The sequence below is a fragment of the Acidothermus cellulolyticus 11B genome (assembly GCF_000015025.1).
Lineage (GTDB): Bacteria > Actinomycetota > Actinomycetes > Acidothermales > Acidothermaceae > Acidothermus > Acidothermus cellulolyticus.
Window position 1 is genome coordinate 1,105,744 of record NC_008578.1, and the last position, 24,054, is coordinate 1,129,797.

Sequence of the window (24,054 nt, forward strand, 5' to 3'; positions counted from 1 at the left end):
CAGCCGTTGCCTCTTCGAGGAGTGCGATGACCGCAGACCCGGGTTCTTCGGTGCCCCCTGCTGTAGTGCACCGACCGGTCATGGTCGACCGGGTCGTCGAGCTGCTGCTTCCTGCGCTTGGCTACCCCGGAGCAATCGTCGTCGATGCGACGGTGGGTCTCGGGGGTCACGCGGAGGCGGTCGTGCGCGCCGCGTCGGCCGCGACGCTGATCGGCCTCGACCACGATCCGCACGCCATCCGCCTGGCCGCGCAGCGCCTCGCCGGGTACGCCGATCGCGTGCAGCTCGTCAACGTTGCCTTTGACCGGTTGGCCCAGGTGCTCTCCGAGAGAGGGATATCCGCCGTCGCGGCAATTCTCTTTGATCTCGGGCTGAGCTCGTTGCACATCGACGACCCGGCACGCGGATTCGCTTACTCGCGTGACGTTCCGCTCGACATGCGAATGGATCCCCGTCTCCCGCGTACCGCGGCCGATGTCGTCAACACCTACTCCGCTACTGAGCTTGCACGGGTTCTCCGGGTCTACGGCGAGGAGCGGTTCGCCGTCCGGATTGCAGACGCCATTGTCCGGCGGCGCGCTCGTCAGCCGATCACGTCGACCCGCGACCTCTCCGAGCTGGTCCGCGAAGCGATCCCCGCGCCCGCCCGGCGGACCGGCGGTCACCCGGCCAAGCGCACCTTCCAAGCGCTGCGCATCGAAGTGAACGACGAACTGGGCCGCCTCGAACGCACCCTGCCCGTCGCGATCGCGGCGCTTCAGCCGGGGGGCCGGATCGTCGTCCTCTCGTACCACTCCCTGGAGGACCGCACGGTCAAGCGCTTCTTTCAGGCGGCGGCTTCGGACGCGACTCCGGCCGGGCTTCCGACCGCCCTGCCGACGGCGCGACCCCGGCTTCGGTTGCTGACCCGGGGAGCGGAACGACCGTCGCCGGCTGAGGTGGCGGCCAATCCGCGGGCCGCGTCCGCCCGGCTACGCGCCGCGGAGAAGATTCGCGACACCCGGGAGGCGGCATGAGCGCCGCCGCACCCGCCCCCCGGCCGACCGTGCGGGTCCGGTCAGCGGACGCCGCCCGCCCGTCGCTGCGGCACCTCCCGCCACGCCCCGTCCGATCGCCGGTGGAGAGCCCGGCCGCCAAGCCGGCACTGCGTGTCGTCAGCGCTCGCCGCGTCGCGCCGCGGGCACCGTTCGTCCTCGTCGTGAGCGGGCTCCTGGCCGCCGCCCTCGTCACCGTGCTCACGCTCAACACCTGGCTCGCGCAAGGTTCCTTCACCCTCCGCCAGCTGCAACTCACCCAACAACAACTGAACGACCAGGTGCAGGCGGCGCAACAAGCACTGGCCGCCGATGCGAATCCGGCCGCACTTGCCGCGCGAGCGAGCGCACTCGGTCTGGTACCGGCCCCGAACCCGGTGTTCCGCCAGGGCAGTGCCGTGCTTGGGGTCCCTGAGCCGGCGACGTCGCCGCCGATGCCGGCTCCCAGCCCGGCGGTCAGCGCGTCGGCTCCGGCTGCCCAGCCGACGCCGCACCCCTCGACGACCCTGACGCCGCACCCCACCCCCACCGCGGCTCCCCGAGCGTCCGCATCCGCGGAGCCGCGTCCGGCGTCGAGCGCCCCCGCACGTTCCGCGTCGGCGACGAGGACGCCGTCCCCGTCGCCGGCCCGCTCCGGCGCACGGTCGCCGACCCCCGGAAGCACGCCACCGCCGACCCCGGGAAGGCGGTGACCGGTGAGCGATCTGCGGACGGGCCGGTCGCCGCGTCATCGACCACGCCCTACACGGACGCCGGCACAGCGGCGCCAGCTTCACCTGCCGGCGACCCGAGCGCTCCGACCGGATCCGCAGCGAACGCGGGCCGTGCCTCGCCGTCCGCTCCGCCCGCCGGTGCGGCGTGGGCTTCGGCTTGGCGAGCCGTCGCGACGGCTGCACGCCGTCCTGCTCGCCACCGTCTTCGTCGTGATCGTCTTCGGCCTGCGCCTCGTCGAGATCCAAGGCATCCAGGGTGAGGTCTACTCCCGTCAGGCTCAGGCCCAGTACCTGCGCAGCACGACCCTGCCCGCGCCGCGTGGCGAGATCGTTGATCGCAACGGTGCTGTCCTGGCCACCTCGGTGGACGCTCGCGACGTCGTCGTCGACCCGTCAATCGCCAAGCAATCGACGAGCCCAACCCCCCAGGTGATGGCCGCACGGCTCGCACCGTTGCTCGGTGTTCCTGCGTCGACGCTGCTCAGCAGGCTCACCGGACCGGGTCGGTTCGCATACCTAGCGCGCGGCGTCACGCCAGCGGTCGCCGCCAAGGTCCTCGCACTGGACCTGCCGGGGGTAGCGGACGAGCCTGTCCTGAAGCGGAGTTACCCCAACGGCTCCCTCGGCGCCAGTGTGATCGGTTTCGTCGGCATCGATGGCAACGGGCTCGGCGGTCTGGAGTACGCCTACGACGCGACGCTCGCCGGGCACGCGGGACACCGGACCGTGGAGACGGGGTCCGACGGCACCGTCTTGCCGGACGGCGCGACCACGGTGACCCCGCCCGTGCCCGGAGAGGGCCTGCAGCTCACCCTGGATCGCGACATCGAATGGGAAGCGCAGCAGGCACTCGCCCAGCAGGTCACCGCCACCGGCGCCAAGGGCGGCACTGTGATCGTGATGCGTCCACGGACCGGTGAGATCCTCGCGATGGCGTCGGTTCCGACATTCGACCCAGCGCATCCGCAGGACGCGCCGCCAAGCGTTCTCGGCAACCCTGCCGTTTCCGACGTCTTCGAACCGGGAAGCACGGCAAAGGTGATCACGATGGCGGCGGCGCTGGACAGCGGGATTCTCACCCCGACCTCAGTGATCGATGTCCCGCCGACCCTGGACCGCGCCGGTTACACGTTCCATGACGCCGAGCCGCACGGCGAGGAGAAGCTCACCCTCACCGGGGTACTCGCGCAATCGAGCAACATCGGCGCGATCCTGGCCTCGGAGCGGGTCGGGACCCAGCGGCTGTATCAATACCTCCGGGCATTTGGTCTGGGGGAGCCGTCGGGGCTCGGCTTCCCCGGGGAGAGCGCGGGAGTGATCGGGACACCGCAGAGCTGGTCGGCATCGCAGCGGTACACGATCCCGTTCGGGCAGGGCATCGCGGTGAACGCCATGCAGGTTGCGGACGTTTACGCGACGATCGCCAACGGCGGCGTACGGGTGACTCCTACCTTGATCAAAGGAATCATCGGGCGGGACGGGACCCTCCACCCCGCGGCGCCGCCGAAGCAGACCCGCGTCATCTCCGCAGCAGCAGCCCGCCAGCTTGAGGAGATGCTCGAGGCGGTGACGACCGATCAGGGTACGGCGCCTGCGGCACGGATTCCCGGCTACCGGGTTGCCGGGAAGACCGGAACCGCGCAGCGGGTGGATCCCAGTTGCGCATGCTACCGCGGCTACACCGCGTCGTTCGTCGGTTTCGCCCCCGCCGATGATCCGCAGCTGCTTGTCCTCGTGGTCCTGGACGATCCGGTGAACGGCCACTTCGGCGGCGCCGTCGCTGCTCCGGTGTTCCGGCAGGTGATGTCGTTCGCGTTGCAGACCGAGAAGATTCCACCGACGGGTACGACGCCCCCGCAGCTTCCCTTGCAGGTCCCGTCAGACCAACCGGTAGGGTGAGCGGCCGTGCCTGACACCCTGCGGCCGGCACGGGTGGATCCGGTGCCGCTCGCCACTCTCGCCGCGCTGGCCCGCGCTGAACTCCGTGGCCCGGCGGCCGGCTCAACCGCCGGGATACTGATCTGCGGCGTCACTCATGATTCGCGCCGCGTGCAGCCCGGCGACCTGTTCGCGGCGCTTCCCGGCGCTCACACCCACGGCGCCCGGTACGTCGCCGACGCGGTGACTGCCGGCGCGGTCGCGGTTCTCACGGACCCGGCCGGCGCTTCCCTGATCAACCGCGAGGTTCCGTTGCTCATCTGCGCCGACCCGCGGAAAACGCTGGGACCCGTCGCGGCCGCCATTTATGGACATCCCGCCCGGGCGCTGGTGACCCTCGGTGTCACCGGCACCAACGGCAAGACGACCACTGTCTTCTTCCTGGACGCCGGATTGCGGGCCGCCGGCCATCGGACCGGCCTGCTGGGAACGGTGATGACCCGGCTTGGTGAGAGGACGGTGCCGAGTGCACGCACCACGCCCGAGGCGCCCGACATCCAGGCACTTCTCGCGCGCATGCGCGACGACGGGATCACTGCTGCGGCGATGGAAGTATCCAGTCACGCCCTGGCCTTGCACCGCGTGGACGGAACCGGTTTCGCCTGCGTGGGGTTCACGAATCTGTCCCACGATCACCTGGACTTTCACGGAGACATGGAAAACTACTTTGCGGCCAAGGCCCGGCTGTTCCGCCCGGACTTTGCGCCGAAGGCGGTGATCGTCGTGGACGACGAGTACGGCCGGCGTCTCGCCGACACCGCACCGATCGCCGTCCGGACCGTCTCCGGCCGGCCGGAACACCTCCCGCCCGACCGCCGGCCGGACTGGCGGGTCGTGGCTGTCCGCGCCGCCGCCGCGGTGTCGCCGACCCGGCCCGCCGGGCAGGTGGCGACAGTTGCCGGACCGATCGGCGAGGTGGAGCTCTCGCTCCAGCTCCCTGGCCGGTTCAATCTGACCAATGCGCTGCTCGCCCTGGCCATCCTGGTCGAGGTCGGCATCCCGGTTGAGGCCGCGCGAGCGGGCATCGGTGACCTCGCCGGCGTACCCGGGCGGCTTGAACTTGTCGACGCCGGGCAGCCGTTCGCCGTTCTCGTCGACTACGCGCACACCCCGGAGGCGGTCGCGACGGTGGCCCGGGAAGTCCGTCCCGACCGCGGGCGCCTCATCATTGTGATCGGTTGCGGTGGTGACCGGGATCCGAGCAAGCGTCCTGCCATGGGCGCGGCAGCCGCCGAGTTGGCGGACCTGGCCATCTTCACCAGCGACAACCCCCGCAGTGAAGATCCAGAGGAGATCGTGGCCGCGATGCTCACCGGCGTGCCGGCGGTGACCGCCGACCGGCGCGCGGAGATCCGTGTGGAACTCGACCGGCACGAGGCGATCAAGGACGCGATCCAGGCGGCCCGGCCGGGTGACGTCGTCCTCATCGCCGGCAAGGGTCATGAACAGGGGCAGGAGATCGGCGGGGTCGTGCATCCGTTCGACGATCGCTTGGCCGCCCGTGACGCACTTCGTTCCTGCGGGTGGGCGGCGTGATCCCGCTGCCGCTTCGACTGGTCGCCCAGCTCGCCGGCGGCGGTCTCGCCGACGTCCCGGACCCTGAGCGGCCGGTGACCGGCCCGGTTGTCGCGGACTCCCGGCAGGTGACGCCCGGCGGGTTGTTTGTCGCGATTCGGGGCGCACGGGTCGACGGGCACGCGTTCGCGGAACAGGCGGTGTCAGCCGGGGCGGTTGCCGTCCTGGCCGACCATCCGGTCGGCGTACCGGCGATCATCGTGGATGACACGGTCCGCGGTCTTGGTCGGCTGGCCCACGGCTATCTCGACCTCCTGCCGGACCCGGTGGTCATTGGGATCACTGGGTCCAGTGGAAAGACCTCGACGAAGGATCTCGGTGCGCAGGTGCTGGCCCGGCTTGGCCCGACCGTTGCACCCACCGGGTCGCTCAATACCGAGGTCGGGCTGCCGCTCACAGTCCTCCGGGCCGATCGGGACACCCGGTTTCTCGTGTTAGAGAAGAGCGCCCGCGGGGTCGGGCACATCGCGTATCTCTGCCGCATCGCCCCGCCGCGCATCGGGGTGGTGTTGAACGTCGGCTCGGCGCACCTCGGCGAGTTCGGCAGCCGGGAAGCCATTGCCCAGGCGAAGGGGGAGCTGGTCGAGGCGTTGCCCGCGGACGGCACGGCCGTGCTCAACGCGGACGATCCGCTGGTGCTGGGGATGCGACACCGGACGCGGGCACGTGTCGTCACGTTCGGGACCTCCGCAGACGCCGACGTGCGGGCAACGGAGATCATGACCGATGCGACGGCCCGGCCGAGCTTCCGGCTGTGCTTCCCGGACGGTGCCGGGTTGCCGGTCGCGCTGCAGATGCACGGCGTCCACCACGTCTCCAACGCACTCGCGGTAGCGACGGTCGCCTGGGTGCTCGGACTCGGTGCTGAGGAGATCGCTGCCGCGCTCCGGGAGGCCAGGCCGCTCAGCCGATGGCGGATGGAGGTCACCACCCGGGACGACGGTGTCACGGTGATCAACGACGCGTACAACGCCAACCCCGAATCGATGACCGCGGCGCTGACCGCGCTCGCCGCCGCGACCGCAGCCCGCCGGATCGCCGTCCTCGGGCCGATGGCCGAACTCGGGCCCGCCGCGCCGGCGGCGCACGCGGAGGTCGGCGAGACGGCGGCCCGGGTTGGCGTGGACTGGCTGATCGTTGTCGGCGCGGACGCCACACCGATCGCCGACGGGGCACGCCGTGGCGGGCTTGCCGCGGAGGCGGTGACCGTTGTACCGGACGCCGCCGCGGCAACAGCCCTGTTGACGCCGGCGCTGCGCGCCGGGGACGTGGTCGTGATCAAGGCGTCGCGATCGTACGGGTTGGAGCAGGTCGCCGCCGCGCTGCTCGCCCAGACACCAGCCGTCGCGTCGCCGGTCGCTGAGGGGATCGGCCGGTGAAGGGGATTCTCATCGCGGCCTCGGTGGCGCTGCTGATCTCGCTCTTCGGCACCCCGATCGCCATCCGATTCTTCCGGGAACGGGGTTACGGCCAGCTGATCCGGGACGACGGCCCGACCACCCACCACACCAAACGGGGAACGCCGACCATGGGCGGAACGGTGATCCTGGCGTCGGCGCTGCTCGGCTATGCCGTCGCCAACCTCTTCACCGCCTCCGGTCCCACCGCTTCCGGCCTGCTCGTCTGCGGCCTGGCGACCGGTCTGGGACTGGTGGGCTTCCTCGACGACTTCATAAAGATCCGTATGCAGCGGAATCTCGGGCTCCGGGCTCGGACGAAACTCGCCGGGCAGGTCATCGTTGCTGTGATCTTCGGTGTGCTGGCGGTGCAATTCCCCAACCACGCGGGTTTACGACCGGCGTCGACCCACGTGTCGTTCGTCCGCGACTACCCAAGCCTCACGCTCGGCACGATCGGTTTTGTCATCTGGGCGCTCCTGATGGTGTCGGCGACCTCCAACGGGGTGAACCTCACCGACGGGCTGGACGGACTGGCCACCGGGGCGTCCGCCATGGTCTTCGGCGCATTCGTGATCATCACGTTCTGGGAGGCGCGCAACTCCTGCCTGGCAAAGGCGGCGCCCGGCTGCTATCACGTCCGTGATCCGTTCGACCTTGCTATCGTCGCCGCCGCGTTCGCCGGCGCATGCGCAGGCTTCTTGTGGTGGAACGCCGCTCCAGCGCGGATCTTCATGGGCGACACCGGGTCGCTCGCGCTCGGCGGCGCACTGGCCGGAATGGCGATCATGTCGCATACCGAAGTGTTGCTTGCCATCCTCGGCGGGCTCTTCGTCGTGATCACCATGTCGAGCATCATCCAGATCGCCTCGTTCAAACTCACCCGGCGCCGGATCTTCAAGATGGCCCCGCTCCAACACCACTTCGAGCTCAAGGGATGGGCCGAGGTGACCATCGTCATCCGGTTCTGGATCATTGCCGGGTTGGCGGTCGCCCTTGGCCTCGGTGTCTTCTACGGGGAGTGGATCACATGGCAAGGGTGAGCGTCGTCCCCGAATGGTTGTCGGACGCAGGCCATGACGCCCCCTGGTCGCAGCTCACCGTCTGCGTCGCCGGAGTGGGGATCTCCGGCCGGGCCGCGGCCCGGGTGCTGGCCGCCCTCGGTGCCCAGGTCATCGCCGTCGATGACCGGGACGGCGAACCCGAGCGTGCAGCGGCCGCTGAGTTGGCCAGGCTCGGCGTCACCGTCCGGTTGGGGGACGGCGCGACGTTCCCGGACGGCGTCCAGCTGATCGTGACCTCGCCGGGGTGGCGGCGGGAATCCCCACTCTTCGCCGCAGCTGCGGACCGGGGTGTGCCGGTCTGGGGGGAGCCTGAGCTCGCCTGGCGGTTGCGTCGTCCCGGGGACGCCGAGTGGCTTGTGATCACGGGAACGGATGGCAAGACGACGACGACGCTCATGCTGGAGTCGATCCTGCGGGCCGCCGGGCTGCGGACGATAGCGGCAGGCAACATCGACGTGCCGCTGGTCGAGGTCGTCAACTCCGGTTACGACGTTCTTGCCGTGGAACTCGGCAGTTTTCAGCTGCACTGGTCCCCATCCGTCGCGCCGAAGGCTGCGGCCGTCCTGAACGTTGCTCCTGATCACCTCGACTGGTGGGGCGGATCGTTCACCGATTACGCCAACGCTAAGGGCCGGGCGTTCGCCCATCCGCGGACCTGCGCGATCGGCAACCTGGACGACCCGCAGACGGTCCGGTTGCTGGCCCGCGCACCGGGGCGGCGCGTCGGATTCACCCTGCACTCACCCCGGCCCGATCAGGTCGGAGTTCACGACGGCGTCCTCCTTGATCGAGCGTTCGTTCCCGACCCGGCTCGCGACGTCGTCGAGCTTGCGACGGTCACCGACATTCCCGTTCCCGGCGCGCACAACGTTGCCAATGCGCTCGCCGCCGCCGCGCTGGCCCGTTCGATCGGGGTTGAGCCGGCGGCGATCGCGGCCGGCTTGCGCACGTTCACCCCGGCGGCGCACCGGATCGCGACGGTCGCCGAGGTGGACGGCGTCCGGTTCGTCGACGACTCCAAGGCGACCAGCCCGCACGCTGCGGCGGCCTCGCTCACCTCGTTCGACCGGATCGTGTGGATCGCCGGCGGCCTGGGCAAGGACGTCGCCTTTGACGAGCTCGTCAGCCAGGTGGCCGATCGGCTGCGCGGCGTCGTTCTGCTCGGAGCATGCCGGCATGAGATCGCCGATGCTCTCCGGCGACACGCCCCGCAGGTGCCGGTCATCGACGTCGGCGGGGCCGAGACTGGGGACGTGCACGCCGTTCTCGATGCCGCCGTTGCGGCGGCCGTCCGCTACGCCGCGCCGGGCGACGTCGTCCTCCTGGCACCGGCCGCCGCGTCCTACGACATGTTCCGCGACTACCGGCATCGCGGCCAGGCGTTCGCGGATGCCGTCCGCCGCTACGCCGAGCGCCGTTCGGCGGCGGAGCGACGTGAGGCGGCTGCGCAGGTTGGACCGTCCGGGCCGGCGGAGAGCGCGGGCGGCTCCCGGTGAACCAGTCCTCGATGAACCAGTCCGCGGTGAACCAGGTGGTTCGGCTGCCGCTCCTCGGCCGGCCGTTCGCGTCGGTCTACCTCGTCGCCGCGTGTACGGCGTTGCTCACCGGCTTCGGACTCGTGATGGTCTGGTCGGCGTCGTACGTCGAGGGAACCAAGGTCTCATTAGCCATTGCCGAGAAGCAGGCCGTCTGGGTGGGGCTGGGCCTCCCGCTGCTGCTGATCGCTACGTTTACCCCGGTCCGCCTCATTCGGGCGTTCGCGTATCCGCTGCTGCTCGCGACCCTCGTCTTGCTCGCCGCCGTCCTCGTGCCGCACCTTGGCGTGTCGATCAACGGGGCCCGTCGATGGCTCGCGGTCGGCGGCATCACCGTGCAACCCTCCGAGATCGCCAAGTTGGCTCTCGTGGTGTGGGGTGCGGATCTCCTGGCCCGCAAACAGAGCAAGGGGACGCTGAACCGTTACCGGCATCTGCTCATCCCGCTCCTTCCGGTGACCGGGTTGGTCATCGCGTTCGTCATAAAGGAGCGGGACCTTGGCACGGCGCTGGTGCTGATAGCCATCGTCATCGCATTGCTCTGGGCGATTGGGACGCCGCTTCGCATCTTCGTGCTGCTCGTGGCCGGGGCGGCGCTGGGTGTCGGCTATCTCGCGGTCAGCGAGCCGTACCGGTTGCAACGCCTGCTTAGCTTTGGCGATCCGTTCTCCGACTTCCACAACACCGGCTGGCAAGCCAGTCAGGGACGGTACGCGCTCGGGGCTGGTGGATGGTGGGGGCTTGGTCTCGGTAATAGCAAGGAAAAGTGGGGCTACCTGCCGCAGGCGCACAACGACTTCATCTTCGCGATCATTGGGGAGGAGCTGGGTTTGATCGGTTCGCTGGCCGTCCTTGCGGTCTTCGCCGTGCTCGCGTACGCCGGAATCCGGGTCGCCCAGCGCAGCCGGGACACCTTCCACCGGCTCGCCGCCACCGGCATCACCGCCTGGCTGACGGTCCAAGCCCTCGTCAACATCGGCGCCGTCATCGGCCTGCTGCCCATCACCGGCATTCCGCTGCCGCTGATCTCTGCCGGAGGCTCGTCGTTGCTGCCGACCATGGCCGCGCTGGGCGTCCTCCTGTCGCTTGCCCGACACGAACCTGCGGCGGTTCGGGCGCGGGCCGCCCGAGCGCCGGGCCGAGTGCGTCGGGTGCTGTCCCGGCTGCAGCCGGGACCGTGGCCGGCGGCTGACAGCGCACGTGGGTAGGTTGCGGTGCACGTCGTCCTCGCTGGCGGGGGTACCGCCGGGCACATCGAGCCAGCCTTGACACTCGCCGAAGCGCTGCGGCGCCGTGATGTCGGTGTGGGGATCACGCTGCTGGGCAGCCCGCGCGGGTTGGAGACCCGGCTGGTGCCGGCCCGCGGGTTCGACTTGGCGCTGATTCCCGCGGTTCCCCTGCCGCGCCGGTTGACGCCGGACCTGCTCGCCGTCCCGTCGCGGCTACGGGCCGCGGTCGGCGAGGTGGAACGGATTCTCGCTGAGACGGGTGCCGATGTCCTCGTCGGCTTCGGCGGGTACGTGGCGTTGCCCGGGTATCTCGCAGCCCGCCGGACCGGCCTGCCGTACGTCGTGCACGAAGCGAACGCCAGACCCGGGCTCGCGAACCGGTGGGGCGCCCGGTTCACGCGGTACGTCGCGGTCGCCGACGCCGCGATCCGGTTGCCGCACGCCGTACCGCTGGGCATTCCGCTCCGCCGGGAGATCGCGACGCTGGATCGGGCGGCACGACGGGCCGAGGCACGGGCGTACTTCGGATTGGACGCCGAGGCGCCGACCTTGGCAGTGGCCGGCGGTTCGCAAGGTGCCCGGTCGATCAACCGGGCCGTGGTCGCTGCGCTGCCGATGCTGGCGGCCGCCGGGGTGCAGGTCCTGCACATCGCCGGTCCCCAGCAGATCGCCGAGGTGGAGTCGGCTCAGCCGAAGCGCGCGCCCGACGCCCCGGCGTACGTGTTGTTGCCGTACGCCGATCGGATGGACCTCGTGTACGCCGCCGCCGACCTCATGCTCTGCCGGGCCGGCGCCCTCACCTGCGCCGAACTTGCAGCGGTCGGGTTGCCGGCGGTGTACGTGCCGCTGCCGCACGGCAATGGTGAGCAGCGGCTGAACGCGAAGCCGATCGTGGAGGCGGGAGGCGGTGTTCTTCTCCGTGACGCCGAACTGCGTGGTGACGCCATCCGCCGCATCGTCCTTCCCCTGGTGACGGACCGTGCCCGTCTGGCCGAGATGGCCGGGCGAGCGGCGGCGCTTGGGCGGCGGGACGCCGACGAGCGTCTCGCCGATCTCGTCGAGCAGGCGGCAGCCGCGCGCCGGGTGGTGACCTGAGTGACCAGCGATCAATCCCTGAGTCACCACGAGCCGCTGCCGCTCGAACGCCTTGGCCGGACGCATTTCGTCGGCGTCGGAGGCGGGGGCATGTCCGGCATCGCGCGGATCTTCCTCTCCCGCGGCGTCCCGGTCTCCGGATGCGATGCCCGGGAGAGCAGGGTGCTGGCGGCGCTGCGCGCGTTCGGAGCCCGGGTGACCGTCGGCCACGACCCAGCGCATCTGTCCGACGTCGACACGGTGGTGGCGTCGACGGCGGTGCCGCCGACGACGCCCGAGCTGGCCGTGGCCCGGGAGCGGGGGCTCCCGGTGTTGCCGCGGGCGGCTGCCCTGGCGAGCGTGATGGCGGGCCGACGCGGTGTCGCGGTCGCCGGTACGCACGGCAAGACCACGACGACGTCGATGGTGGTTCGGGCGTTGCAGCGGTGCGGCGCGGACCCCTCGTTCGCGATCGGCGCCGATCTGGGCGAACCGGGGTCCAATGCGCACGACGGCACCGGATCGATCTTTGTCGCCGAGGCGGATGAGAGCGACGAATCGTTTCTCCTGCTGCCGTTCCACGCTGCAGTGGTGACCAACGTAGAGGCGGATCACCTGAACCACTACGCCGACCTTGCCGCCATCCACGCCGCGTTCGATCGCTTCGTTGCCAAGGTGCCCGACGGCGGCTTTCTGGTGGCGTGTACCGACGATCCCGGCGCCGAAGAGATCGCCAGCCGTGCGGCGCGACGCGGCACGGTCGTGCGACGGTACGGCACCAGCCCGCGGGCCGACGTCCGGCTGGTCGATCTCCGACTGGAGGTCGCGGGCAGCCGTTTCGCCGTGGCGATGGACGGGACGGTGCTCGGCGAGCTGCAGTTGCGGGTTCCCGGCGCGCACAACGCGCTGAATGCGACCGCCGCTGTTGCGGTGACGGTCGGTCTCGGTTTCCCGTTCAGCGAGGTCGCGGAGGGTCTCGCAGACTTCACCGGGGCGCGGCGACGCTTTCAGCCGCAGGGCGAGGTTGCCGGCATCCGGGTGTTCGACGACTACGCCCATCACCCGACGGAGATTGCCGCGACGTTGCGGGCTGCACGGGTGGTGGCGGACGGCGGCCGGCTCGTCGTCGCCTTTCAGCCGCACCACTACTACCGGACGGCGGATTTCCGGACCGAGTTCGGCGCGGCGCTCGCGCTCGCCGACGAGGTCGTCGTCATGGAGGTCTACGCGCCGGGGGAGACGCCGCTGCCGGGCGGTACTGGCGCGGCGCTCGCCGCCGCGGTGCCGCTGCCGGGGTCTGCCGTGGTTTTCGAGCCGTCGTGGTCAGCGGTTCCGGAGCATCTGGCCGCCCGGGCCCGGCCGGGTGATCTGATCGTGACCATGGGGGCGGGCGGCGATGTCGCGCTGCTGCCGCCGTTGGTGCTCGACGCGCTGCGCCGCCGCTGGCAGGGCTGAGCCCGCGACGGCGAGGGACGGCACGCGCCGGCTCACACCACCGGCCCCTGGGTGGAATTGGCCGGCGGCGTTCTCGGCTGGCGCCTCGGCTCTGCCGCTTCGGACGCTTCCATCTCGAGCGGCACAGTCGGCCACTGCCGTCTCGGCCGCCGCCTCCGCAGCCGCCGCCGTCTGGGCCCGCGGCGTGTCGGCTAGGCAAATGTGCGACACACCGCGGACGTCGTTGACCGCCCGGCGCCGGGATGCATAGGGTCGTGCCAGCCCAAGTTGACATAACTATAAGCCTCTAGTTGAGGGTGAGGGTTGCGACACGCCGAGGTACGGCGACCGCTCGGGAAGGCGATGCAGATGGCAGCTCCGCAGAACTACCTCGCAGTGATCAAGGTGGTTGGCATCGGCGGCGGTGGAGTCAACGCCGTCAACCGGATGATCGAGGTCGGACTCAAGGGCGTCGAGTTCATTGCGATCAATACCGATGCGCAGGCTCTGTTGATGAGCGACGCCGACGTCAAGCTTGACATCGGGCGGGAGCTGACGCGTGGGCTGGGGGCGGGTGCGAATCCCGAGGTGGGCCGGCAGGCGGCAGAGGATCACGTGGATGACATCCGCGACGTCCTCGAGGGTGCGGACATGGTCTTCGTCACCGCGGGTGAAGGCGGCGGTACGGGTACCGGCGGTGCCCCGGTCGTGGCGCGCGTTGCGCGTTCGCTCGGCGCCCTCACGATCGGCGTCGTCACGCGTCCGTTCAGTTTCGAGGGACGCCGCCGCGCCGAGCAGGCTGAGGCGGGTATCGAGGCACTGCGCGGGGAAGTCGATACGTTGATCGTCATTCCGAACGATCGGCTGCTCTCAATCAGCGATCGCAAGATCAGTGTGCTGGATGCCTTCCGCTCCGCGGATCAGGTCCTCCTTCAAGGGGTCTCTGGCATCACCGATTTGATTACGACGCCGGGTCTGATCAACCTCGACTTCGCCGACGTCAAGTCGATCATGTCGAATGCGGGGTCGGCGTTGATGGGGATTGGTTCGGCGCGTGGTGAGGATCGGGCCATCGCGGCAGCTGAGATGGCGATCTCCAGCCCGTTGCTCGAGGCGTCGATCGACGGGGCGCGCGGCGTGCTGCTCTCGGTGGCGGGTGGTTCCGACCTTGGCCTCTTCGAAATCAACGAAGCCGCTCAACTGGTGGCCGAAGCCGCCCATCCGGAGGCGAACATCATCTTTGGTGCGGTGATTGACGATGCGCTCGGCGACGAGGTGCGCGTGACCGTGATCGCCGCAGGCTTCGATGGGGGCATGCTCCCGCCGGCCCGGTCTGTCCCGCGGGCGGCGGGCGAACAGCCGCGGCTGGAGAACCGGCCGGTCGGCCCGCGAGCGGACTACGAACCAGCCTGGGCGGGTGCCGCAGCACACCGGGAGGCGGCGGTCACCGTGACATCCCGCACGGCCACCGGCGCCGGGTCGGTCTGGCCGCCGGAGGATGCCACGACACGGATGGACCGGGCGGGTGCGCCGGCTTCCGGGGCGGCATCCGGTCATGCGCCCGACTCGGGATTCACCCCGCGCTCCGAACCGCCGGCGGCAGCTCGATCGACTCCTGGCACGGGGACAGGACCTGAACCGGCCGTCGGCGGGCGATCCGAGCCAGGCCACCTGCCTCCGTCTCGGCCTCGGCGGACCATCGTCTTTGACGATCAAGCAGATGAGCTGGACGTTCCCGACTTCTTGAAGTAACGTGCGCCGGCGATCGGGCGGTAGGAGCGAACCGCAGCGGCAGGTCATGCCGATCCCGGATGTGGCGCATCCATGGTGGTAGGGAGCATCGGACGTCACGTCCGCTATGCGTTCACCACCCGCGACGGAGGGGTCAGTCATCCGCCGTATGCGTCGTTGAATTTGAGTTCACAGGTCGGTGACGACGCGGGAGCCGTGGCGGCCAACCGGGAGCGGGTGCGGGTGCGGCTCGGCGTACCGGCAATCGTGTGGCAACGGGCGGAGCACGGCGGGCGGGTCTGCGTGGTAGATGCCCTCCGTGACCGTGCCGCCGAGCCGTCGGCCGATGGATTGATCGTCCTTGCACCTGGCTGTGCGGTGGCTGCGCTGGCGGCTGACTGTGTGCTCTTCGTCCTTGCCGATCGAGCGGGACGAGCCGTCGGCGTCGGGCACTGCGGATGGCGGGGACTGCTGGCGGGGATTGTCGGGGCGGTGGTGGACGGGGTCCGGGCGGCTGCCGGCGATGGGGCGCCGCTGCACGCCGTGCTGGGTCCGGCGATCTGCGGAAGCTGCTACGCCGTGGGGCCCGAGGTGTACGCGGCGGTGACGGGAACGGTACCGGCCGCGGCGGCGCGGACGCTGAGCGGGCGGCTGGCGTTGGACGTCGCCGCCGGGGTTGCGGCGCAGCTTCGGGATCACGGCGTCGTCATCGACAACCGAATCGGCGGCTGCACGTACGAAGATGCCGCGTTCTTCTCCTATCGGCGCGATGGCGTGACCGGCCGTCACGCTGTGCTGGCATGGTTGGAGCCGTGACTGTATCGCAGGGCACGGCGGATCGGCGTCACGAATTGGCGGCGAACCTTGCCGCGCTTCGGCGCCGGGTAATTGCGGCGTGCCGGAACGCCGGCCGTGATCCTGAAGAGATCACGGTCATTGCGGTGACGAAGACCTTCCCGGCAGCCGACATCCGGCTTCTTCACGAGCTCGGCGTCCACGACGTGGGGGAGAACCGCGATCAGGAGGCGCGGGCCAAGCGTGCCGAACTCGCCGCCGGCGGCTTCGATCCGGACCTGCTCCGCTGGCACTTCATCGGAGCGCTTCAGGTCAACAAGTGCCGGTCCGTTGCCCGGTATGCCGCGATGGTCCACTCGGTCGACCGGGCCGAGCAGTTGCCGCGGCTCGCCGCCGGAGCGCGTGAGCGCGGCCGCGTCCTGCCGTGTCTGGTCCAGGTCAACCTCGACCCGGAGGTGTCACCCGGACGGCGTGGCGTTCCGCCTGCGGATGCCCTCACGCTCGCGGACCTGCTCGCTGATACGCCCGGCCTGGAGTTGCGCGGCGTGATGGGCATCGCTCCACTCGACGGCGAGCCTGCTGCAGCGTTCGCCACGCTTGCCCAGGTGGCTCGGAAGCTTCAGGCACGGTACCCCGCTGCGACGGTGCTCTCGGCTGGCATGAGCGGCGATCTAGAGGCTGCCATCGCCGCCGGCGCGACACACGTGCGGATTGGCGCGGCGTTGCTGGGCACCCGTGTTGTGGGGGTTTGACTGTCGGGGAGCCAGGGTCGTTGGTCCCGAATCTCCGTAGCCCTCTGGCTCGGTTTGCCTGGGCCAAGGTCATGGATCTTTCAGAACTGCTGCGCTGCGACTCCAAGACTGCCAAGGTGAAAGCGGTACGAGGACCAGCCGGCCAACGCCGGCCGGTCGAGCCGGAGAGCTCCGCCGTCCGGCGCGGCTGCAGAGGAGGGCACGGTGACGGATCGCGTCGCCTCCGCGCCGGGGTCAGTCCGCGGCGTGATGGAACCCGCGGGGCTTGATGACCTGGTTACCCTTCTGCGCGAACGGGGCTATCGAGTGATCGGCCCAACGCTACGCGACGGGGCAATCGCTTACGAGGATCTCACCAGCGCCGCGCAACTGCCTGCCGGGTGGAGCGACGAGCAGGACGGCGGCCGGTACCGGTTGCGACGGCGCCCCGACCAAGCCCGCTTTGGCTACGCTGTCGGGCCGCACTCATGGAAGCGTTTTCTCTTTCCGCCGCGGATACCACTCTGGCGTGCCCGGCGAGACCCCGAGCTCGGCCTGCGCGTCGACTCGGCCGTCGATGTGACGGGCGCGCCAGAGCAACCGCTGGCCTTTCTCGGTGTGCGCGCGTGTGAACTCCATGCCATTCAGATACAGGATCGAGTCTTTCTCGGCGGCAAGAATCCCGAACCTGACTATGCTCGCCGCCGGCAGGATCTTTTCATCGTTGCGGTGAATTGCTACGAGCCGGCGGGTACGTGCTTCTGTGCATCGATGGAGACCGGCCCGCAGGTCGAGAGCGGCTATGACATAGCGCTGAGCGAGATTCTCGGCTCGGAGCATCGCTTTCTCGTTGAAGCGGGCACTAAACGAGGCGCTGAAATCGTTAATCTCCTGCCACTGCGACCGGCAACCGAGGCCGATGTGTCGGCGGCACGTGAGGCGGTCGAGGCGGCGGCGGGTCGCATGGGTCGACAGCTTGACACGCGGGACCTGCCCGAACTGCTCGCCCGGAACCTTGAGCACCCTCAGTGGGACGACGTTGCGGCGCGGTGTCTCAGTTGTGGCAACTGCACGCTGGCGTGTCCGACGTGCTTCTGCTTCTCGGTGGAGGACACGACGGATCTCCTGGACGGTGCCGCGCAACGGTCACGAGTCTGGGCCAGCTGCTTCTCGCTCGAGCATTCCTACATTCACGGCGGCAGCGTCCGGGCTTCGGCAAAAGCCCGTTACCGCCAGTGGTTGACGCACAAGCTCGGTACCTGGTGGGAGCAGTTCGGCACCGCCGGTTGCGTCGGTTGCGGGCGATGCATCACCTGGTGCCCGGTCGGCATCGACATCACCGCGGAGGCAGCGGCAATTCGCGCAACGGACGGCGGCCATGATTCGCGAACTTGACACTGTCCTCGCCGAGGTTCCGCTCTTCGCGGATCTGCCGGCCACCGCACGTCAGCTGCTCACCGGATGCGCGGCGAATGTCCGCTTCGCCGAAGGGGCGCAGCTCTTCCGTACCGGGGAGCCGGCGGACAGTTTCTACGTGATCCGTCATGGCACGGTCGCTCTCGAAATGTTCCTTCCCAGTCGGGGCGCCATGACGATCGAAACTCTTGGCGCCGGCGAGGTTCTCGGCTGGTCGTGGATGTTTCGTCCGTACCGATGGCATTTCGACGCGCGCGCTCTCACCACCGTGCTCGCGCTGGGTTTCGATGCAGCATGCCTGCGCGAGAAATGCGCAGCAGACCCGAGCCTCGGTTACGCGCTCATGGAGCGGTTCGCTCAGGTACTGATTGAGCGGTTGCAGTGGACGCGACTGCGGTTGATGGATGTGTACGGCGATGTTGACCTTCGATGAGCCAACGGTGCCGCGGGTGTGGACCCCCCAACCATTCCGCGTTGCCGAGCGGCGTCCGGAGACGGCTGATACGGTGACGCTCCGTCTCCAGCCTCTGGATGCGTCCGGGATGACCATCGAGCCGGGACAATTCCTCATGGTCTATCTGCTCGGCATCGGTGAGGTGCCAATCTCGGTGAGTGGTATTGACGACGACGGAACGCTCAGCATCACCGTCCGCGCGGTAGGGGCTGTCTCACGGGCGATCTGTGCGTCAACGCCGGGCAGCGTGCTCGGCCTTCGCGGCCCCTGCGGCACGGCCTGGCCCATTGTCGAAGCACGCGGACGGCACGTGCTCGTCGTCGCCGGAGGAATTGGGCTCGCGCCGCTGCGTCCGCTCATCCGCGCTGTTCTCGACGCTGGAGGCGCACACACCGGGCTGACCGTGCTGTACGGCGCACGGACACCGGCGGATTTGCTATACCGCGACGAACTCACCCGATGGGCCGAGGCGGCGAGGGTCGCCGTCACGGTGGATCGAGCGGACAGCAGCTGGCGGGGACAGGTCGGTGTCGTCCCCAAGCTCATCGCTACCGCGGACGTCGATCCGGCTGCAACGCGGGTCTATATGTGTGGGCCCGAAATCATGATGCGATTGAGCGCGGAGGCGCTCATCGCCCGTGGTCTGAGCAGCGATGCCATCTATGTGTCCATGGAGCGGCACATGGAGTGCGGCGTCGGCTGGTGCGGCCATTGCCAACTGGGTCCCACGTTGGTCTGCCGGGACGGTCCGGTCTATCCCTACAGCCGGCTGGCTCCCCTGATGGAGGTGCGTGAGCTGTGACCAGTCTGCCTCAGCACAGTGCTCCGCCGCAGCGCTCTGCCCGGCCGACCCTCGCGGTCTGGAAGTTTGCATCGTGCGATGGGTGTCAGCTCAGCCTCCTCGACCTCGAGGATGCCCTCCTCACCCTTGCTGAGGTCGTCGAGATTGCCGAATTTCACGAGGCGACCAGCCGGAACGTGGCCGGGCCGTACGACCTTTCGCTTGTGGAGGGTTCGGTGACGACAGAGCATGACGCCGAGCGGATTCAGGAGATTCGCCGAGCGTCACGAACCTTGGTGACCATCGGCGCGTGTGCGACGGCAGGCGGCATTCAGGCGCTGCGGAACTTCGCCGACGCCGGGGAATTCGCCCGCACGGTGTATCCAACTCCCGGTTACATTGCGAGTCTGGCGACGTCGACGCCGATTTCCGCCCATGTCCAGGTCGATTTCGAGCTGTCCGGCTGTCCCGTCAATAAAGACGAACTGCTCGAAGTGATCCAAGCATTTCTCGTCGGCCGGCGGCCGGGCATCGCCACCACCAGCGTATGCATGGAGTGCAAGCGTCGCGGGACCGTCTGTCTTACCGTTGCGCGCGGTATTCCGTGCCTTGGGCCGGTGACTCGCGGCGGATGTGGGGCCATCTGCCCAGCGTACGATCGCGGCTGCTACGGGTGTTTCGGTCCAATGGAGTCACCGAACACCGCTGCGCTGGTCCGGAGGCTGCGACGAGACGGAATGGCCGAGCGGGACGTGCATCGCGTCTTTCAAACGTTCAACGCCGCTGCCCCGGCGTTTCGTTCAGTCGTCGATCGCTCGACTTTCCGCTCGGAGGATGCCGATGTCCGCTGAACGTCGGGTCCTGCGAACTGACTACCTTGCCCGGGTCGAGGGCGAAGGGGCGCTGTTCGTCGAATGTGATGGCGACGTCGTCACCAAGGTGGAGTTGCGCATCTTCGAGCCGCCGCGTTTCTTTGAGGCTCTCTTGCGCGGCCGGTCGTGCTTCGAGGCTCCCGACATCACCGCGCGTATTTGTGGCATCTGCCCGGTCGCCTATCAGACCAGCGCGGTCAACGCCGTGGAGAGTCTCGCCGGTGTGGACGTACCCGAATCCATTCACCATCTGCGCCGATTGTTGTACTGCGGTGAGTGGATCGAGAGTCACGCCTTGCACGTGTACCTGCTTCATGCACCGGATTTCCTTGGTTACCCTGATGCCATCACGTTGGCCCGCGATTACCCGGACATCGTGCAGCGGGGCCTACAGCTCAAGGCGGCAGGCAACCACCTCATGCGGGTTCTCGGCGGCCGCGAAATTCATCCGATCAATGTACGAGTCGGCGGCTTCTACCGCGTCCCTTCGGCGTCCGAACTTCGCGCGCTCCGGCCCGAGCTCGAGCAGGCGCGCGAAATCGCAGTCGAGACCGTCCGGTGGGTCTCGGGATTCTCCTTCCCCGAGCGGGTATTCGAGGGCGCGCTTGTCGCCCTCCACCAGCCGGACAGTTACGCTATTGAGCGCGGCCGTATTCGGTCGGATACCGGTCTGGATATCGACGCTTCCCGCTACGACGACTACTTCGAAGAGGAGCAGGTCGGCCATTCCACTGCACTGCATTCACGGTTGCGTGGCGCCGGGCGGTACCTCTGCGGGCCGCTTGCCCGTTACAGCCTGAATTATCGGCAACTGTCTCCGCTGGCCAAGGAATGTGCCCGCGAAGCCGGGCTCGGCGAGGTGTGCCGGGACGTCTTTCGCAGCATCGTGGTGCGCAGCGTCGAACTCGTGTACGCCTGCGATGAAGCACTGCGGCTGATTGACATTTATGAGCGACCCGAAATTCCGGCCGTGCCCGTCGTCGTTCGGCCAGGTACCGGTCACGGCGTCAGCGAGGCACCGCGCGGTCTGCTCTACCACCGTTACCGTCTTGACGGCGACGGGACGATTCTCGACGCGGAGATCGTGCCTCCGACAGCGCAGAATCAGGCAGCGATCGAAGGAGACGTGCACGACGTTGTCGTCCGTTACCGCGACCTCGACGATGAGCAGTTGCGCCACCTCTGCGAGCAAGCGATTCGCAACTACGACCCGTGCATTTCGTGCGCTACTCACTTCCTCCGGCTGGAGGTGAACCGGCGATGAGCCGACGGCGCGTCGTGGTGGCCGGCTGCGGTAACCCATTTCGAGGCGACGACCAGGTGGGCCTTGCCGTGGCGGAGCGGCTCGCGGGCCGCCGGGAGCCGGGTCTGCGGGTGGTCTCTGCGGCTGGGGACGTGACCGGCGTTCTGGACGCCTTCCTCTCCGCGGTCGTCGACGAGGCCATCCTGGTGGACGCCGTGCATGCACCGTTGCCGGCGGGCACAGTGATCCGCTCCGATGCCGACGCGGCGACTGACTTTGGACGGCACGCCGGGTCGTCGACGCATGCGTTCGGCGTCCCGGAGCTCCTCGACATTGCTGGCGTTCTCGGCTGTCTGCCCCGACGTGTTGTCATCTACGGCGTCGTCGGTTCTGCCTTCGCGCTCGGGCAGCCGATGAGCCCGGCGGTGGCTGCCCAGGTCGACCACGTGGCGGCCTTGGTTTCCCGCGAAGCGACGTGGGCACTGCGGTCCGACAGTGCCGCAGCTGCGGCTGGGGGCGCCGGGTGGGAAGGGGTGGTCGGATGCACGAGCGGGCACTGATTGCCGATCTTCTGCGGGTCGTCGAGGAGCACGCCCGACGGGTCGGCGCGACCCGCGTTCACCGGATACGGGTGCGGGTCGGCCCGTTTGCGCACGTGACACCCGAAAGCGTGCGCGAGCAGTTCCGGTTCGCCGCAGCCGGGTCGATCGCCGCTCAGGCCGACGTCGACGTTGTCACCGGGTCGACCGACTCGAGGGGGGACGGCGTCCTGCTGGAGAGCATCGAGGTCGATGGTGGCTCGTCGGGGGAGGGCGCATGTGCCTAGGCGCCATCGCCCTTCTACGGGCGATCGAGGAGCAGGACGGCGTACGCGTCGGCATCCTCGACGACGGACGGGCCGTTGGCTTGAGCTTTGTGCCTAACGCCCAGGTAGGTGATCATCTGCTCATTCACCTGGGCGTCCCGGTTGAGGTGCTGGATGCGGAGACGGCGCGTGCTGCGCTGCAACTCCGAGCGGAGGGGCGGCGGCTGGCTGACCGGACGACGATCGTCGCTCGGCAGGGCGGTTCGAGCCTGCGACAGGAGGAGGGTGAAGAGTCATGACGCAACGGATCACCGGTGTCGTCCTGGCGTTTGTTACTGCTGTGATCAGTGGAGTGGCCGTGTATCTCAACAGCGACGCGGTCAAGCACTTCCACGACCAGACCGTGTACACCACGGCGAAGAACGGTGTGGCCGGCGTGCTGCTGATCGGAATCTGGGCGGCCGCCGGCTGGAGGACGGGGCGAGCCAGCCCGCGGACGGGCGGTGTCGGCCAAAGCCATCCGGTCGGGCCACGACGGATTCTGGCGTTCCTTGCGCTGGCGATCGTGGGCGGCAGCGTGCCGTTCGCCTTGTTTTTCCAGGGATTGGCGGCAGCCCAGGCGACCCAGGCGGCCTTCCTGCACAAAACCTTGATTGTCTGGGTCGCGTTGCTGGCTGTACCGCTCTTGCGGGAACGGGTCGGGTGGCCGCACCTCGTCGCGATCCTGCTCCTCCTCGTCGGCCAGGCGCTCCTCGCCGGCCGGGCGGGGACAGTTGCGTTCGGTCGCGGGGAAGCGATGATCTTAGCGGCGACTCTCCTCTGGTCCGTGGAGGTCGTGTACGTCAAGCGTCTGCTCCGCCGGTTCTCCTCGCACCTCCTCGCCGTCGTGCGCATGGCGGGTGGGACAGCCTTGCTTGTTGCCTGGCTGGCGTTAACCGGTAAGTTCCACCAGCTCATCGCTCTTGACGCGGCACAGTGGCAGTGGGTGATTGTCACCGGCGTTCTGCTCACCGGCTATGTGGCGACGTGGTATGCGGCGCTTGCCCGCGCACAGGCCGTTGACGTGACCGCGGTGCTGGTGTTTGGCGCAGTGATCACTGCTCTTCTGTCGGCCATGTTCGGGTCGGGGTCTCTCAAGGTGCCCGCACTCGTCGCCATCACTGTGGGTTGCGGCTTGATCGCATGGGCGGCACTCCGCTATTCGCCAAACGCACGAAAGCCCGTCGTCACGGCGTCTCCGTCCCGATGAGTGGTGATCTGTCCGTGGAAGCGTCCAGCAACCCAGGGAGGCTCGTCCGCGGCCCAGGTGATGCTGCCGGCGGACGTCACCCGGCTCGGCCGGCCGTCACCGGGCGGCGGACGCCTTTCAGCGGGCCAGGGCCGTTGCTCTTTGCCCGGTACGCGTACCCGCCGAACGCGCTCGGGCTCTGCGGTGCGGATCAGCCGCGGACGTTGCTCGAGTACGGACAGGAGCGGGCGTGCGATCCCGGATTGGCCGAGCTGGCCCGCACCTTCGAGGGCGCATGGCCGTACTTGACTCTGATCGCTGAGTGCAACGGCCTTGCAGATCCGCTCGACAGCAGGGTGGTCAGCGCCTACTGGGTGGGCAACGAGTTGCTCTGGCGGGTGCCGCCCGTTAGTCTCGCCTCTCACGTCGCCGACCGCTTCCACGGCACGATCGGCCGGGCCGAGAAGTGGGTCTTTGACGTCATCGCGGCTGGGGCGGTACCCCACCACTGCTTCCACGTCTTCGCTGTCTACCCCTGGATCGGGTTGCTGCGCACTGGCACCGTCGACGAGCCGCTCCGCATCCTTGATCGGTGCCGGACCGCTCCTGCGGTTGTCGTCGAGCGGAATGGGGCGCTGGTTACGGTGCGTACGCGACCGCTGCGCTGGCACGATGGACGGCTCAGTCTCGCCGAGTCGACCCTGCGGACTGTCCGCTGGCAGGAGGCGGGTCTGGCGTTCATCGATCCTCCACAGGCAGGCGACATTATGGTGCTGCACTGGGATTTCGTATGCGATCGTGTCACTCCTCGTCAGGCCTGGACTCTTCTCCGCATTACCGAGCGGTTGCTCCGGGCGGTCAACGGTGCGGGTGTCGCCGCTGCCGCCCTCGGCTGATCGCTGACGTCGTCAGACCCATCCCGTCCGCCGGCGCGACACACATGCGGATAGGCGCGGCGTTGCTCGGTTCACGGCCCCGCCCTGAGTAGGCTCCTCTCGTGACCTG

Annotated in this window: 23 protein-coding genes; all 23 read left to right on the forward strand. The window is 68.9% G+C overall.

Annotated elements, in window-relative coordinates; genetic code table 11:
• Positions 1-26: 26 nt before the first annotated feature.
• The 23 genes from rsmH to ACEL_RS05270 all read left to right on the forward strand — a co-directional run bounded on the left by rsmH (position 27) and on the right by ACEL_RS05270 (position 23,945).
• Complete coding sequence (rsmH, locus tag ACEL_RS05160; protein WP_011719838.1) at positions 27-1,016, forward strand: 16S rRNA (cytosine(1402)-N(4))-methyltransferase RsmH; 990 nt, start codon at positions 27-29, stop codon at positions 1,014-1,016.
• A complete protein-coding gene (gene ftsL, locus ACEL_RS05165; RefSeq protein WP_011719839.1) occupies positions 1,013-1,726 on the forward strand; it encodes a cell division protein FtsL in 714 nt (237 codons plus the stop codon). The genes rsmH and ftsL overlap by 4 nt, the downstream gene beginning before the upstream one ends.
• Positions 1,727-1,858: 132 nt before the next feature.
• Positions 1,859-3,646, forward strand: coding sequence for a peptidoglycan D,D-transpeptidase FtsI family protein (locus ACEL_RS05170; protein ID WP_202943415.1), 1,788 nt, complete (start codon positions 1,859-1,861; stop codon positions 3,644-3,646).
• 6 nt (positions 3,647-3,652) lie between these two features.
• Positions 3,653-5,221, forward strand: a complete 1,569-nt coding sequence (locus ACEL_RS05175) for a UDP-N-acetylmuramoyl-L-alanyl-D-glutamate--2,6-diaminopimelate ligase (RefSeq protein ID WP_011719841.1) — start codon at positions 3,653-3,655, stop codon at positions 5,219-5,221.
• Entirely contained in the window at positions 5,218-6,639 is a 1,422-nt protein-coding gene (locus ACEL_RS05180; RefSeq protein ID WP_011719842.1) for a UDP-N-acetylmuramoyl-tripeptide--D-alanyl-D-alanine ligase, read from the forward strand. Before ACEL_RS05175 ends, ACEL_RS05180 begins: the two co-directional genes overlap by 4 nt.
• Positions 6,636-7,700: a phospho-N-acetylmuramoyl-pentapeptide-transferase gene (mraY, locus tag ACEL_RS05185; protein ID WP_011719843.1), complete on the forward strand. Its 1,065-nt coding sequence runs from the start codon at positions 6,636-6,638 to the stop codon at positions 7,698-7,700. Before ACEL_RS05180 ends, mraY begins: the two co-directional genes overlap by 4 nt.
• Entirely contained in the window at positions 7,688-9,217 is a 1,530-nt protein-coding gene (gene murD / locus ACEL_RS05190) for a UDP-N-acetylmuramoyl-L-alanine--D-glutamate ligase (protein WP_011719844.1), read from the forward strand. The genes mraY and murD overlap by 13 nt, the downstream gene beginning before the upstream one ends.
• A gap of 11 nt (positions 9,218-9,228) precedes the next feature.
• Positions 9,229-10,464, forward strand: a complete 1,236-nt coding sequence (gene ftsW, locus ACEL_RS05195) for a putative lipid II flippase FtsW (RefSeq protein ID WP_011719845.1) — start codon at positions 9,229-9,231, stop codon at positions 10,462-10,464.
• Between the two features lie 6 nt (positions 10,465-10,470).
• A complete protein-coding gene (gene murG / locus ACEL_RS05200; protein ID WP_011719846.1) occupies positions 10,471-11,580 on the forward strand; it encodes an undecaprenyldiphospho-muramoylpentapeptide beta-N-acetylglucosaminyltransferase in 1,110 nt (369 codons plus the stop codon).
• Entirely contained in the window at positions 11,581-13,014 is a 1,434-nt protein-coding gene (murC, locus tag ACEL_RS05205) for a UDP-N-acetylmuramate--L-alanine ligase (protein ID WP_011719847.1), read from the forward strand. It begins immediately after the preceding gene.
• Positions 13,015-13,362: 348 nt separating this feature from the next.
• Positions 13,363-14,745, forward strand: a complete 1,383-nt coding sequence (gene ftsZ, locus ACEL_RS05210; RefSeq protein WP_041835442.1) for a cell division protein FtsZ — start codon at positions 13,363-13,365, stop codon at positions 14,743-14,745.
• Positions 14,746-14,817: 72 nt separating this feature from the next.
• A complete protein-coding gene (locus tag ACEL_RS05215; protein ID WP_011719849.1) occupies positions 14,818-15,540 on the forward strand; it encodes a purine nucleoside phosphorylase YfiH/LACC1 family protein in 723 nt (240 codons plus the stop codon).
• Entirely contained in the window at positions 15,537-16,271 is a 735-nt protein-coding gene (locus ACEL_RS05220; protein ID WP_011719850.1) for a YggS family pyridoxal phosphate-dependent enzyme, read from the forward strand. The genes ACEL_RS05215 and ACEL_RS05220 overlap by 4 nt, the downstream gene beginning before the upstream one ends.
• A gap of 204 nt (positions 16,272-16,475) precedes the next feature.
• Positions 16,476-17,645 carry a 4Fe-4S dicluster domain-containing protein gene (locus tag ACEL_RS05225; RefSeq protein WP_011719851.1) on the forward strand — a complete coding sequence of 390 codons (1,170 nt, stop codon included), beginning with the start codon at positions 16,476-16,478 and terminating at the stop codon, positions 17,643-17,645.
• Positions 17,629-18,099 carry a cyclic nucleotide-binding domain-containing protein gene (locus tag ACEL_RS05230; RefSeq protein WP_011719852.1) on the forward strand — a complete coding sequence of 157 codons (471 nt, stop codon included), beginning with the start codon at positions 17,629-17,631 and terminating at the stop codon, positions 18,097-18,099. Before ACEL_RS05225 ends, ACEL_RS05230 begins: the two co-directional genes overlap by 17 nt.
• A complete protein-coding gene (locus ACEL_RS05235; protein ID WP_238378069.1) occupies positions 18,083-18,922 on the forward strand; it encodes an FAD/NAD(P)-binding protein in 840 nt (279 codons plus the stop codon). The genes ACEL_RS05230 and ACEL_RS05235 overlap by 17 nt, the downstream gene beginning before the upstream one ends.
• Complete coding sequence (locus ACEL_RS05240) at positions 18,919-19,752, forward strand: NADH-quinone oxidoreductase subunit B family protein (RefSeq protein ID WP_011719854.1); 834 nt, start codon at positions 18,919-18,921, stop codon at positions 19,750-19,752. Before ACEL_RS05235 ends, ACEL_RS05240 begins: the two co-directional genes overlap by 4 nt.
• Complete coding sequence (locus ACEL_RS05245) at positions 19,742-21,037, forward strand: Ni/Fe hydrogenase subunit alpha (RefSeq protein WP_011719855.1); 1,296 nt, start codon at positions 19,742-19,744, stop codon at positions 21,035-21,037. Before ACEL_RS05240 ends, ACEL_RS05245 begins: the two co-directional genes overlap by 11 nt.
• Entirely contained in the window at positions 21,034-21,576 is a 543-nt protein-coding gene (locus ACEL_RS05250; protein ID WP_011719856.1) for a hydrogenase maturation protease, read from the forward strand. The genes ACEL_RS05245 and ACEL_RS05250 overlap by 4 nt, the downstream gene beginning before the upstream one ends.
• Complete coding sequence (locus ACEL_RS05255; protein WP_011719857.1) at positions 21,558-21,842, forward strand: hydrogenase maturation nickel metallochaperone HypA; 285 nt, start codon at positions 21,558-21,560, stop codon at positions 21,840-21,842. Before ACEL_RS05250 ends, ACEL_RS05255 begins: the two co-directional genes overlap by 19 nt.
• Positions 21,833-22,120: a HypC/HybG/HupF family hydrogenase formation chaperone gene (locus ACEL_RS05260; protein WP_041834963.1), complete on the forward strand. Its 288-nt coding sequence runs from the start codon at positions 21,833-21,835 to the stop codon at positions 22,118-22,120. The genes ACEL_RS05255 and ACEL_RS05260 overlap by 10 nt, the downstream gene beginning before the upstream one ends.
• Positions 22,117-23,070 carry a DMT family transporter gene (locus ACEL_RS05265; RefSeq protein WP_011719858.1) on the forward strand — a complete coding sequence of 318 codons (954 nt, stop codon included), beginning with the start codon at positions 22,117-22,119 and terminating at the stop codon, positions 23,068-23,070. The genes ACEL_RS05260 and ACEL_RS05265 overlap by 4 nt, the downstream gene beginning before the upstream one ends.
• The gene (locus ACEL_RS05270; RefSeq protein ID WP_148204551.1) at positions 23,067-23,945 is read left to right on the forward strand and encodes a DUF6390 family protein; all 879 of its coding nucleotides are present in this window, start codon (positions 23,067-23,069) and stop codon (positions 23,943-23,945) included. The genes ACEL_RS05265 and ACEL_RS05270 overlap by 4 nt, the downstream gene beginning before the upstream one ends.
• Positions 23,946-24,054: the final 109 nt, after the last annotated feature.